Below are 13,471 nucleotides of genomic sequence, written 5' to 3' on the forward strand. Positions count from 1 at the left end.
ACCTCGCTACTGGAGCGTCCCGGATTCTGTTCAAAGCCTGAGCTTGTCTTGGGTAGCAGTTTAGCCCTTCAGGGCACCTCCGGTTAGACCGGCGACAAAGTAACGTTGGGCGAAAAGGAAAAGGAAGAAGATCGGCAAGGCTGAGATGAGTGAGGCCGCCATCAAGTCGGGCCAGAGAACATCTCCAGCTCCTGTCCCAGCAGGGCCTGCCATCTGGGTCGCTCGTGCGATCACCGTCTGCATCACCTGGAGCCTTCCCGACGGGGAGGTGATGATTAGGGGCCAAAGATAGGATTCCCAGCCTCCCAGGAAATGAAGCACACCAATGGTTGCCAGAGCCGGTTTGGACATAGGCAAAGCAATGTTGAAGAAGATACGGAAGCGGCCTGCGCCATCGATAAAGGCCGACTCCTCGATTTCATTGGGGATTGTGCTGAAGAATTGGCGCATCAGGAAAATGCTGAACGTCGAGGCCATGCCTGGCAATACGATAGCAGGAAAGGTGTCATACAACCCCAAACGTTTAATGATCAGAAACTCGGGGATCATCAAGACTTCGAATCCCAGCATGAGCGTTGCCAGAAACAAGGCAAAGATGGCATTCTTTCCCGGAAACTCTGTCTTGGCGAACCCGTAACCGGCCATCGAATCGATCAGTAAGTTGCCAGCAGTCATTGTGATGGCGATAGCCGCTGTATTTCCGATTACTTTCAGAAGATCAAAGGCCTTCCAAATTCGTCTATATGACTCAAAGGTCAAAGGAATTGGCAGCCAGATGAGGGGGCGTCGCACGAACGTGGCCAAGTCGACGAGTGAGCTTCGCAGCATCCAGTATAGCGGGAAGGCGAAAACCACGAGGCCGATGGTCAGCAATACGATGTAGGCGACATGACTCAAGAATACTGTCCAGCGAATTCGAGCTGTCACAGCGCAGCCTCTCTCTTAGTCTGCCCGGCTCAGGCGAAGTTGGATCAGTGAGATTAACAGAATAATGGCCAATAATACAAAAGATAGAGCACCAGCATAGCCGAACATACGATACTGAAAGGCGTTATTGTAGGTGTAGAGCGCAATAGTCCGCGTGGCGTTCTCCGGCCCACCTTGGGTAAGGACATAGGGCTCCGTGAAGACCCGGAATCCCCCGATAGTCCCAAGAACGACCACGAACGTGATTACCGGACGCAAGTGAGGCACGATCACATTGAGGAAACGTTGCCATCCGTCGGCGCCATCCACCTTTGCAGCGTCGATGAGGTCACGCGGCGTGTCCTGCAAGGCGGCCAGGAAGATAATACTATTGAAGCTTGTGCTCTTCCAAAGGCTCATGATCATGATGGAAATCAGAGCATAATGTTTGTCTCGATACCAGGCGATGGGTTCCAGACCGGCCGCTTTGAGCAGTTCATTGAAGACACCATCCGGAAACTCGTATAGGACTTTGAAAATCGTAACGGTAACGACCGCTGATACGACGACAGGAATGAAATAGATGGAGCGTATCAGGCGCATACCCACGAATTCTCGATTAAGAAGCATGGCGACTGCGAGAGAGAGGAGTACATTTAAAGGGACTGTGACCATTACGAAGATCAACGTGTTTCGAAAGGATTGCAGGGCAATGGTGTCGCGAAATACGTTGACGTAATTTCGAAGGCCAACGAATTGTGGTGGCTGGAAGCCTGAATAGTTCGTGAAGGAGAGGTAAAAAGCGTAGCCAGCCGCGAAGAGGACGAAGACTCCGATGATTAACGCAGATAGAGCAATGAACATATATCCGTCAATGGCTTCCCGTACCCTCATTGGGCGCCATCGCCGTCGGGAAGTGCTCTTACGCAGGTAACCTGTACGCGCAGCCATACGGTTACTCCCTTATCTTACCATTGGTGCCTGCACAGATGGTTCAGGGGGCCGCCATTCGCAGCCCCCTGTATGGACCCGCGAGACCCTATTTGGCTTCGCGACGCAGCATTTCGTTCGCCTCATCGTTGATCCGTTTGAGCTCAGCAGCAACATCAGCATTGGGGTCTGCGAAGATCTTCTGGAGGCCTCCCTGGAAGATCTCGAAATACCCTTTTGCGAATAACGGATGGACAGGCAGTACGGACGCATTAGCCACGGCATCCTTCAATCCCAAGAATTGAGAGAAGTCCCGCTTGGTCTCCTCCAGGTCGTAGGTGGCTAGATTGCCGGCTGGAGCCCCTCCTGTGACCTTCATCCATTTGTAAGCACCCTCGGGCGTCACCATTTTGGTTAGCAACTTGAACGCTATGTCGGGGTGTTGGCTGCTTTTGGCGATCATCAGTGGTGAACCTCCAGCCACGTTTGCGCACTCTTTTCCACAGGGAAGTGCTGCCATGCGCCACTTGCCAATGGTCTCGGGATATTTTTGGTCCACGCTTCCTAGCTCCCACCCGCCGGCTTGCATGAAAACGACTTCGCCCTTTTGCCACAAGACCCAGCGTCCGTTTTCCATCTTCATGATATCCGGGTTTACACACTTGTACGTGTGTATGAGATCCCACATGAATTGGATAGCTTCAATGACTTCTGGCGAGTCGAAAGTAAAGGCGGTTCGTTCGGGATTCATCATATCGCCGCCGGCCTGAAAGATCCAATCTCCTGACCACCATGCAGGGCCGGGGCTGAAGGCAAAGGGATGCTCTAGCCCCATACTGTCCTGGAAGACTTTGCACACAGTCAGCAACTCATCCCAGGTCTTTGGGGGCTCGACCCCAGCCTGCTCAAACAAGTCAGTACGGTAGATCATGATGTTGGGTGAGATGTAGTATGGAAGTGCATAATGTTTCCCATTTCGAGTGGCGAATGCCAGGAAGCGCTTCGGGTACCAATTTAAATCGATGTTATACTGCTTGATGTAGTCATCCAGGGGTAGTGCCATGTCCGCGTCCAGGAGCATGGGGATCTGATTTTCGTCCTGGATAAAGAGATCGGGCAAATCACCTGCGGCCACTCGCGTTTGGAAAACATTGATCCACTCACCATGTGCCAGGCTCAAGTCTCGCTTGATGTGCACGTTGGGATTTTCGGCTTCGAACTCGTCGGCGATTTGGTTGTAGTAATCACAACCTGGCCCGCCACAGTACGCGCTGAACTCGATTTCGATCTTCTCGGTGGGAGCCTTCTCCTTCTCGGCAGCCGGTGCTGGTGCTGGCGGGGCACAGGAGATCACCACGAGAACCACAATGGCCAATAAGCTGAGAGAATGTGTCATGCGTTTCATAGCGCTCCTCCTCTTTACCTTAATACGGCTCACCGAGCGTGTGCCTTCGGTTGCCCATTATCGCTGTGATCTTCGTCTCTCACCTCCTTTCCGGCGACCGAGTTCAAGGCAGCCTTGCTATTGGCCGCATACTGTCCCGATTTCTCTGAGCTGTTCTAGATGATGACTCAGCAAGGTCAGGCATCCCGCGCTCACGGACCATGCTTATGCTATATAATTATAGAGTGAAAGTTTCAGAGATGGCACACTTGTAACGTCGAATCTGTGACATCTTGTGTCATGTGAGGGATATCATGAGCTTGCCCAGAGCCGACTTTAATCGCTGGGTTGCTGATGCCTATCAACATCTATACGATCTGGTCCACCTTCGCACCCATCCTCTGACGGGCATTCTGATCCCTGATCCCTCTCTCCGTCGCAAAGAGAAGGCTTGGCGGCTGCATCACATCCTCCTCGATGTGATCGACGAGCTGGACCCCGGGCCGCAGGCTCCGGCTTTCTCTCGTGAATGGCGCCGTCATCGGCTCATGGTGTTACGTTACGTGGACGGCCTCGATCCGCAGTCCGTGGCGGATCAATTGGCCATCAGCCGCCGCCACTTCTACCGTGAACATGAGGCGGCCATCGAGGCGGTCGCCAGCATCCTCTGGGATCGCTACGTGGCCCGCATGGAGTCTCCCGCCGCGCAGCCGGAGGCGGTGAGCCAGGAACCTGCCGACCGGCTGGAACTGCTACGCCTGGAAGCTGCCCGGCTCAGCCAGGCTAATCGGTACTCCCACTTGGCCGATGTGGTCGAAGGAGCCGTCGAGTTAGTGCGGGAGATGGTAAAACAGAAGGAAATCCATCTGCTCCTCGACATGGAGCCGAATCTACCCAACGTGGGCATGGATCGCAGCATGCTAAGACAACTTCTGCTCGAGGTGCTGAGTTATGTGATAGGGAGCCTTACAGGAGGGGAACTCCGAATCCAGGCGGTGCATGAAAGGGATCACGTACGACTGACCATATGCAGCCGAGGTGGGGAAAAGGAGCAGGAGAAAACCCAAACGGATGAGGAAGATGTGCGCATCTCCATGCTGCAGGAGCTGGCGACCGTGCAGAATGCTCGGCTCTTGCCCATCGCCGATGATGTGGGGAGGGGCGGCTTTGAGCTTGAACTGCCCACGGCGCCGCCTCGCACGGTCCTGGTGGTGGACGATAACAAGGACGTGCTGCAGCTTTTCCAGCGCTATCTTCAATCGCATCATTATCGGGTCGTCACGGCCCAGAGCAGTGCTGAGGCGATTCGATTGGCCCGGGAACTGCAGCCATATGCCATCACGCTCGATCTGATGATGCCGGAGCGTGATGGGTGGAATGTGCTGCAAACGCTCACTAACCAGCCGCGAACTCAGCATATCCCTGTCATTGTCTGTACCGTGCTTAGCGCGAAGGAGTTGGCGTTGTCGCTGGGGGCCACAGCTTTCCTGGAGAAACCGGTCACGGAAGAGACGCTTATATCCGTCCTGAGGGTGCTAGAGGGAAGATGAGGGGAGTTGCTGCTCAACGCGATCTGGGGTGCTCTTTACCGGGCGGATGGCCCCGATTGCGTTGGCTTTCAGAATGGCCTGGATCCATTGTAGCACTTCGCCCGGCATCAGCCCCTCGGCTTTGGTGATCACCATGCTCCCGCCCAGAGCTTCCACATGATCAAGCTCATCCTGCGCGGAGACGATGATGATGGGAGTGTCTCGCCACTGGCTTGATGATCGGAGGCGTCGGATCACCTGGGCGCCGTCCATGTCGGGCAGCATCAGATCCAGCAGGATCAGGTCGGGGCGGTGCAGCCGGATCATGTCCAGCGCCTCCTGGCCGCCATATGCGCTGAACACCTGGTACCTCCGAATCGGGCTATCCAGCATCCGGCTCAGAAGACGAACGAAATCGCGATCGTCGTCGACGACCAACACACGGGTTACATTCTCCCCGAATCGGCGCAGGACGTCCCACAGATCCTGATGGGACACTGGCTTGATCAGGTACCCATCTACGGCTAGTTGTTGCCGCAGTGGCCCCTCACCAGCCAGTGGACAGGCGATGAACGGCACCCGCAATCCCCAACTGTGGGCAGTCTCCTCCAGGTGCTCGGCCGGGATCGGCTCATCGCTGCTGTCGAACAGAATAGCCTGTGGCATGAGCTGTCGTGCCATGTCCCGGGCCTGTTCCAGGCTGTAAACGGCCACGGTGCGGTACCCGCGTATGTGTCGAGCCAGCAGTCCGGCCGCCGATGGGCTATGGGTGACGGTCAGAAGTATGGGGACTTCTCCCCATTGGTCTGATGGGATGGGTTCCTGGGTGAGAGGGCGACTGCCATCATTTGCGGCCAACTCCTGGACGGTTATGGGGAGACTGAAGTAGAAGGTGCTGCCTTTGCCTACTTCACTCTCCACCCAGATGCGTCCACCGTGCATCTCCACGAATCGTTTGCTGATCGCCAGACCCAGCCCCGCACCTCCGTGGCGCCGACGCGTCGACCCGTCGGCTTGTCGGAACTCCTCGAAGATGCGAGAGATGTCCTCGGGGGCGATACCCACGCCTGTATCAGCTACCCAGAAGAGGATGTTGCCAGCCTCTTTCCGAACGCCCACGGTGACGCTCCCCTGCTCGGTGAAGCGAGCGGCGTTGTTCAGCAGATTGAAGAGTACCTGTCGTATGCGTGTGGAATCGACCCAAATTCGCGGCAGACCCGGTTCGATCCTCACATGCAGGGACAGACCACGTGTCTCCACCAGGCTGCGGGCCGTGTTCACTGCCTCCTGAACCAGGACGGCCGGATCCACCTCTTCCGGCAGCAGGCTCATCTGTGCTGCCTCGATGCGCGCCAGGTCCAGCACGTCGTTGACCAGCGTCTGCAGGTGGCAGGCGTTACGGTGCACGATACTCAGATCGCGCATATAGGAGGGCGGCAACGGCGCACCATAGTATTCAGGCGATTGCGCCATCATTTCAGTGAACCCGACGATGAGGTTAAGCGGCGTGCGCAGTTCGTGGCTGATGGTCTGGGCGAATTGTTGCTTGAGCCGACGAGCCTCTTCTGCTTGATCGCGGGCCAGCGACAGCATATAGTTGACCCGTTCCAATCTATATGTGGCCTCGTCCAGCGCCTTCAGCACACGGCTCAGCTCGGCCTGTCGCTCTCGGGCGATCCGCTCATTACGACGGGCCTGCTCATAGCCGTTCCAGGCCCAGGCTAACGCGATGTAAAGGTTGCGAGCGGCCAGCCACGAGGCTAGCGTGGTCAGGAGGATAACCGCGATGGGGAGCCAGGTGTCCACGGAGAGGAAGGGCGTATGAAGATAGGATCGGTTGATCATGATAGTCAGTGCGCTAGCCAGGAGAGCGATCAGGAACACGGCCTGCTGGCTCATGAGGACGCTGGCGAAGATCACAGGAAGGATGAATAGGTGGGAGAGCTGGCTGATACGGAAGGCGAGGACGGCGCACGCGATGGCAAGGAGTAAGCCTCCGGTGAAAAGGACGGAGGCGACGGAGAGAGCACGGTCCCGCAAGAGGTGGCCAAGGCCCCAACTCAGGATGAGCAGCAGACTGCCCAGCCACGCTTCCAGGGGGGCACTTTCCCCGGTCACTGGCCACACGAGAAGGGTCAGCCATATGTAGCCGATCGCCCCAATGAGAAGCGCGATGATCCTGAACGATTCAGCGCGCAATTGCATTAGATTGTCGCATAGATGAGACATCTCATGCGTCGCGCTCATGGCTGCCTCCTGACGCCAAAAGGGCCTGTAATCGCTACAATGCGAGCCTCCTTCTCCTACGCTTGGGAGAAGACGAGACTACATGTCTCTTCCGCCATGCGAAGCTCAATAAGATCATGTGACCTGTTTGGCGCCGACGCGCTTCTCGATCTTGGCCCACGTGTCTCGCAACGTGACCGTGCGGTTGAACACGAGCCTGCCATCCGCCGAGTCCGGGTCTACGCAGAAGTACCCCTTCCGCAGGAACTGGTAGTGATCCCCGACCTTCGCGTTGGCCAGGCTGGGTTCCACCTTGCAGGACGTGAGGATCTCCAGAGAGTTGGGGTTGATGTTCGCCTTGAAGTCGGCCCCCTCCTCGTCCACCTCGTCCGGGTTCGCCTTGAGGAACAGGCGATCATACAGGCGCACCTCGGCGTCCAGCGCGTGGGCGGCCGAGACCCAGTGCAGCGTCCCCCGCACCTTGCGCCCGTCCGGCGTCACACCGCCCCGGGACTCGGGGTCGTAGGTGCAGTGGAGCTCGACGATCTCGCCGGCCGCATCCTTGACGACGTCCACGCACGTGACATAGTACGCGCCCTTCAGCCGCACCTCCCGGCCGGGAGCCAGGCGGAACCACTTCTTTGGCGGGTCCTCTCGAAAGTCATCCCGCTCGACGTACAGCACCCGGGAGAAGGGCACTTTGCGCGTGCCCATGCTGGGATCCTCTGGGTTGTTCTCGATCTCGAACTCTTCCACCAGGTCCTCGGGATAGTTGTCGATCACCAATCGGAGCGGTCGCAACACCGCCATGGCCCGGGGAGCCCGCTTGTTCAGATCCTCCCGGAGGCAATGCTCCAGCAGGGCGATATCGATGACGCTGTTCGTCTTGGCCACGCCGATGCGGTCGCAGAAGTTTCGGATGGCCTGCGGTGTGTAGCCTCGCCGCCGCATCCCCGCCAGGGTGGGCATCCGCGGGTCGTCCCAGCCGTTCACGTACCCCCCCTCGACGAGCTCTCGCAGCTTGCGTTTGCTCAGCACCGTGTGGCTGAGGTTCAGGCGAGCGAACTCGATCTGGCGTGGGTGGTGGATACCCAGCTGGTCGAGGAACCAGTCGTACAGGGGGCGATGGTCCTCGAACTCCAGCGTGCAGATGGAATGGGTGATCCCCTCGATGGAATCCGACTGGCCGTGAGCCCAGTCGTATGTGGGGTAGATGCACCACTTGTCGCCGGTTCGGTGGTGACTGGTGTGGATGATGCGGTACATGACCGGATCGCGCAGGTTCAGGTTGGGAGAGGCCATGTCGATCTTCGCCCGCAGGACGCGTGCGCCGTTGGGGAACTCGCCGGCGCGCATACGCTCGAATAGCTCCAGGTTCTCCTCAACCGAGCGGTTGCGATAGGGGCTCTCCTTTCCCGGCTCCGTCAGGGTCCCCCGATATGCCCGTATCTCCTCGGGGCTCAGGTCGTCTACATAGGCCTTGCCGGCCTTGATCAGCTGTATGGCGAACTCGTACAACTGGTCGAAGTAATCGGATGCGTAGTACAGGCGATCGCCCCAGTCGAACCCCAGCCAGCGAACGTCCTCGATGATGGCCTGTACGTACTCCTCGCTCTCCTTAAGAGGATTGGTGTCGTCGAATCGCAGGTTGCACAGGCCGCCGTATTCCTCGGCGATGCCGAAGTTCAGGCAGATGGACTTGGCGTGGCCGATATGCAGGTAGCCATTGGGCTCCGGGGGAAAGCGCGTGTGCACCTTCCCCCCAAAACGATTGGTCCGGATATCTTCCTCGATGATTTCTCGGATGAAATCGGTGGGTTTGGATTCGGCTGAAGCCTCGCCAGCGGCCTGGCTCTCACCTTTCCTCGGTTCTCCCATAACCTTTCCTCCTCAGTGGGTTCGGTGAAGGGGTACATGGTGCGAGCAACTACGTCGTCTCGGCGGCGACGAGTTGCTGCAGAAGCTCCATAGCCCGGTCACATCGGGCCAGGGCCTTCTCTCGCCCTACGGCCACGATGCTGACGAACAGGGGCGGGGCCACCTTCTTGCCCGTGATGGCGATGCGCAGGATGCCGAAGAGGGGCCCTGCCTTGACGCCCAGCCGCTCGGCCAGGGCTCGCATCTCCGCCTCCATGAGGTCGGGATCGAACTCCGGCAGATCGGCCAGGACCTGCCGTGCGGCCCGCAGTGCCTCCAGCGATTGCGCCGCCGTCATCTTGCGGCCGATCAACAGCTTCGGATCGTATTCGCCCGGCTCCTTGAAGACGAAATCCACGATCTCGGCCGCCTCAGACAGCTTTTTCACCCGCTCCTGGACGGCCGGCATCAGCACCGGCAGCCCGGGGTGGCGGGCGATCTCCTCCTCGGGGATGCCGAGCCCCTTGGCCAGGAACGGTAGTACTCGCCGGGTGAACTCCTCGGTCGGGAGCTCACGGATGTAGACGCCGTTCATCCAGTCCAGCTTCTCGTAGGAGACGACGGAGGGCTTGGGGTGGACATCGGCGATGTCGAATCGCTCAATGGCCTGCTCTCGGGTGAAGAGGTCGTTCTCCGGGTCGTACGACCATCCCAGCAGCGCCAGGAAGTTGAACAGCGCCTCGGGAAGGTATCCCTCTTCTCGGAAGTCTCGGATCAGGGTTGGGTACTCGACGCCGTTGATCACCGGCTTGCGTTTGGACATCTTGCCCTTACCGCTAGGATCGAGCAGCAGCGGCAGGTGGGCCATGATCGGCGGCTCCCAACCGAAGGCCCGGTAGATCAGGATGTGGCGCGGTACGGAGGGGAGCCACTCGTCTCCTCGCAGGATGTGCGAGATCTCCATCAGATGGTCGTCGATGACGTTGGCCAGGTGGTAGGTCGGGTACCCGTCGGACTTCAAGAGCACCAGATCGTCCAGGGTGTTCACGTCCACGGTGATCTCGCCCCGGATCACGTCGCGGAAGGTGATCTTCCCTTCGTCGGGCACCTTCAGGCGCACCACCGGGGTGATCCCTTGAGCCTCATATTCCGCTCGTTGGGCCGCCGTCAGATTGCGGCAGTGGCGATCGTAGCCGATCCGTTCCTTGCGTTTCCGTTGCTCCTCTCGCAGCGCGGCCAGGCGCTCCGGCGAGCAGTAGCAATAGTAGGCGTGCCCCTCCTCGATCAGCTTGCGAGCGTGTTCCTGATAGATGTCCAGCCGTTGGGATTGAAAGTAGGGGCCGTACTCGCCGCCGACCTCGGGCCCCTCATCCCAGTCGAGCCCCAGCCATCGCAGGGATTCCAGCAGATCGTCCAGCGCCTCCGGATGGTAGCGCGTTCGATCCGTGTCCTCGATGCGCAGGATGAAGCGGCCGCCGGTGTGGCGGGCGTATAGCCAGTTGTAAATCGCCGTGCGGGCCCCACCCAGGTGGAAATAGCCGGTGGGGCTCGGGGCGATGCGCACGCGTACGGGTCGGTGGGTCATGTTGAGAACCTCCGTTTCGTGTTCCGTATTGCATATTGCGTGTTACGTATTAAGGCGGTGGAAGCGGGACATCGGATAGCAGCCCTGATAGCTCTCCCTGGTATGAATCCAGATCGGCGTGGTAAGCGACTTGCTCTTCTTTGAAAACACGCTGACGTTGCCTTGGAATGATCGTCAGGAGCAGCCGGATGATCTGTGCCAGGAGGTTGAGCCGGTGCTCCATCACAGAATTTCCTAGAACATACCTGCTCTTGAAATACCAATCACGGCTTTCCCGGGCCGATCCAAGGGCGTATTCATAGAATCGGGCGCGGTCTCGGCCGGAGCCACGCGAGTAGCCTTCGGCGATATTCGCACTGATGGAGCATACTGCACGGTACAATTGGTCCGACAGGCCATGAGTTCGCCGATCCTGCATGAGCTTTGTCGCGTCGAGCCACCCGAGGTCTGAGAGGAACAGGGCGAGCCGATACACCTGCATCTTCCACAGGACATCCGTCGTGATGATCTCCGGCACTGTTTCAAGCCATTCCTCGTAGTTCATGGCCACTCCCCTGCCTCCCACGCATTACGCAATACATGACACGCAATACGCACCACGCAATACGCATCACGCATCACGCAACCCTACTCCCTCCCCCCCAGCCACCTCGTCCCAAGCACCCCCAACGCCAGCGCGACCCCTGCCGTGATCCCAAACATCGCCCGGATGCCGATGGCGTCGGCGATGGTACCGCTGAGCCCCGGCCCGCTGAACATGCCGATGGCGTAAACGGCCTGGTGCAGTCCCATGGCGGTGGTGCGCTCGGCGTCCTCTACGTTCTGGATGCTCAGCCCCATCAGCACCGGGTAACCGATGCCCATGGACATCCCGATGCAGAATTGAGCGGCGAAGACCAACGGCAGCGTTGGCGCCAGCGCGGCCCCTCCGATGCCCACGGCCAGGAGCAGGAAGCTGATGTAGACGAGCCGCCGGGCGCCGATGCGCTTGACGATGGCGGTCGCCGTCAGGTTGCCCAGCGTGAGGACGGCGATGTTCATGCTGGTGAGCATGCTGAGCATGACGTCCGTGGCCCCCAACTGCCTGGCCAGGATGGGGATGAACCCGAAGGTGGCCGCCCAGTTTGCATATTGAGCCACGGCGCTGAGGACGGAGGGAAGCAGCACGTCCCGTCGGGTGATCAGGTGCCCGATGCCCTTGATCGATGGGCGCCGGCGGGAACGGCGCTCCTCCCGGGCCGGCAATACGATCAGGATGGCCAGAACGGCCGCGCCTGCGGCCAGGAAGAAGGGAAGGGAATACCCCCCCAGGTTGTTCAAAGAGCCAGTGATCCCTGTGGCCAGCATGCGCCCCACCGACCCGATGAGGGTGAGCATGGCGCTGGCACGTACGGCCTCCTCTGGCGGGAACAAGCTGCTGAACACGACGACCAGCGGCACCCAGGTGCCGGCCGCCAGCCCGGTGATGGCCCGCCCGAGGATCAGCCCGTTGACGTTGTCGGCGGAGCCCATGGTCCAGGCCCCCAGACCGGCCAGGGCGAACCCGCCGATGATAAACGGCTTGCGCCGTCCCAGCCAGTCGGCCGTGATGCCCAACGGCAGGCGGATGATCGCCTGCCAAAGCCCGTACATGGAGAGCACCACGCCGACCAGTGCCAGATTGTCGGTCTTGCTCGCGGTGTAGACGGGCAACGTCGGCACGTAAAGATACAGGGCGATCCAATACAGGAAGACGGCGATGATATACAGCGTAAGGGTCAGCCGCCGGGCGCCGGTCATGGCCGGTGTAGCGACCGTCGAGCGGGTGGCCGCGGTGCGACACATTGTGGCATGGCTCCTTTCACGATGTCGGCTGTCTGCGCATCTCGAAAGCCGTCGTTTCCGGCCCCCCGGTGATGATCTGGCGGAATCGTGCCTCCACGCGCTCGCTCCGCCAGTGACGTTGGCGTGGATAGGTGCTGTGACGGCGGAAGGGACGGCACAACGCCTCCAGGTCGCCGTTGCCCGTCATCTGGATCTGTTCCAGATCTCCCTGGCCCAGTCCGCCCTGGTGTGCATACCATAAGTAGCCGATCTCGAACGGATCAAACCCCATGAGCTTGGCGGCCACCGCGTCCGCTGCCACAGGGTCCAGGCTGGCTACGGCGGCATGGAGCGGCACCGGATCGCCCCATGTCGGTCCCTCGCCCTCCATGGCCTCCCAGGCGTCCAGCACAGCCAGATGGGGACGGATCACCCGGGCCACCAGGAAGAGGTTGAGGTGCATGACCGGGTAGCTTTGATGCAGGCGTGCCTTATCGCTGGGAGATCTGCGGGCAAATGCGAATCGCATCTCATCGACGATGGGGAGCAGCTTGATCCGCAGTGGTAACATGTTATAGGCCCGCCACAGGATGGAAGGGCTCGAGCGGGGCTGTAATGCCACCCGGGCAATGAGCGCTCCCATGGTTACATTCTTGATAGACGCCGTGATCAAGACGAGATCGTGCGTTTTGGGCGGCCCTACGGAGATGATGAAGTCCGACTCCACCGCTGTGGCGGAGAGGGCCAGCATCTGCGGGCGTAGCCGATGGTCGTACGTCTGAACGGGATATGTGCGCTCGTCCCTGTTGAAATCCACCAGCTGGACGTCGTAGGCATCCACCAGCGCGTCGTATCCGAAGTTGCGATATCCCACCCCGGTCGGCGCCAGCGCCGCTCCCTCACCGATGAGCACCGGACCGCTGTATCGTTCGCGTAGCCAATCCAGGGTGGCGCGCAGCGCATCCACATGGGTGGCGGCCAGCTGGCGTTTCACCGACACCAGGTTCGGCTTGATTAGCACACGCCGTTTCCCGCTTAAATCGATAGGCCCCAACGCCTCCAGGGCCGCTCTCACAGTTTCGTATCGGCTGTTCCCCGTCGTCAGTGCGACCGTGCTCATCGCGTTCCCTTTCTCCTCTACACCCGCTCGATGGGGCTCATTATAGCATACCGTTGGTCTCAGGCAATCATATGTGGCTGCCCGTGTGCATTCCTCTCGGCCCTTGGCCTTGCCTGGTCCGGTCTGGAGGT

At 59.4% G+C, this 13,471-nt stretch carries 10 protein-coding genes; 1 reads left to right on the plus strand and 9 read right to left on the minus strand.

All coding sequences use genetic code 11. The features are described 5' to 3' along the window. Nucleotides 1-60: 60 nt before the first annotated feature. The 3 genes from GXP39_15775 to GXP39_15785 all read right to left on the minus strand — a co-directional run bounded on the left by GXP39_15775 (nucleotide 61) and on the right by GXP39_15785 (nucleotide 3,241). Nucleotides 61-927, minus strand: a complete 867-nt coding sequence (locus tag GXP39_15775; protein ID NOZ29494.1) for a carbohydrate ABC transporter permease — start codon at nucleotides 925-927, stop codon at nucleotides 61-63. A gap of 15 nt (nucleotides 928-942) precedes the next feature. Next, nucleotides 943-1,857, minus strand: coding sequence for a sugar ABC transporter permease (locus tag GXP39_15780; protein ID NOZ29495.1), 915 nt, complete (start codon nucleotides 1,855-1,857; stop codon nucleotides 943-945). A gap of 88 nt (nucleotides 1,858-1,945) precedes the next feature. Continuing rightward, nucleotides 1,946-3,241 (minus strand): sugar ABC transporter substrate-binding protein, encoded by a 1,296-nt coding sequence (locus GXP39_15785; protein NOZ29496.1) that lies wholly within the window; start codon nucleotides 3,239-3,241, stop codon nucleotides 1,946-1,948. Nucleotides 3,242-3,534: 293 nt separating this feature from the next. Here GXP39_15785 and GXP39_15790 point away from each other — a divergent pair, with 293 nt between their 5' ends. Further along, nucleotides 3,535-4,770: a response regulator gene (locus GXP39_15790; protein NOZ29497.1), complete on the plus strand. Its 1,236-nt coding sequence runs from the start codon at nucleotides 3,535-3,537 to the stop codon at nucleotides 4,768-4,770. Here GXP39_15790 and GXP39_15795 read toward each other — a convergent pair. The 6 genes from GXP39_15795 to GXP39_15820 all read right to left on the minus strand — a co-directional run bounded on the left by GXP39_15795 (nucleotide 4,756) and on the right by GXP39_15820 (nucleotide 13,340). Then, the gene (locus GXP39_15795) at nucleotides 4,756-6,996 is read right to left on the minus strand and encodes a response regulator (protein NOZ29498.1); all 2,241 of its coding nucleotides are present in this window, start codon (nucleotides 6,994-6,996) and stop codon (nucleotides 4,756-4,758) included. The two genes, GXP39_15790 and GXP39_15795, sit on opposite strands and share 15 nt — an antisense overlap. Nucleotides 6,997-7,110: 114 nt before the next feature. Continuing rightward, nucleotides 7,111-8,853: a glutamine--tRNA ligase/YqeY domain fusion protein gene (locus GXP39_15800; GenBank protein NOZ29499.1), complete on the minus strand. Its 1,743-nt coding sequence runs from the start codon at nucleotides 8,851-8,853 to the stop codon at nucleotides 7,111-7,113. A gap of 49 nt (nucleotides 8,854-8,902) precedes the next feature. Next, nucleotides 8,903-10,417 (minus strand): glutamate--tRNA ligase, encoded by a 1,515-nt coding sequence (locus GXP39_15805; GenBank protein NOZ29500.1) that lies wholly within the window; start codon nucleotides 10,415-10,417, stop codon nucleotides 8,903-8,905. Between the two features lie 49 nt (nucleotides 10,418-10,466). After that, nucleotides 10,467-10,961 (minus strand): four helix bundle protein, encoded by a 495-nt coding sequence (locus tag GXP39_15810; GenBank protein ID NOZ29501.1) that lies wholly within the window; start codon nucleotides 10,959-10,961, stop codon nucleotides 10,467-10,469. An 83-nt stretch (nucleotides 10,962-11,044) separates the two neighbouring features. Then, nucleotides 11,045-12,241, minus strand: a complete 1,197-nt coding sequence (locus tag GXP39_15815; protein ID NOZ29502.1) for an MFS transporter — start codon at nucleotides 12,239-12,241, stop codon at nucleotides 11,045-11,047. Nucleotides 12,242-12,257: 16 nt separating this feature from the next. Then, nucleotides 12,258-13,340, minus strand: coding sequence for a DUF362 domain-containing protein (locus GXP39_15820; protein ID NOZ29503.1), 1,083 nt, complete (start codon nucleotides 13,338-13,340; stop codon nucleotides 12,258-12,260). Between the last annotated feature and the right edge of the window lie 131 nt (nucleotides 13,341-13,471).

It is taken from the genome of Chloroflexota bacterium (assembly GCA_013152435.1).
Lineage (GTDB): Bacteria > Chloroflexota > Anaerolineae > DUEN01 > DUEN01 > DUEN01.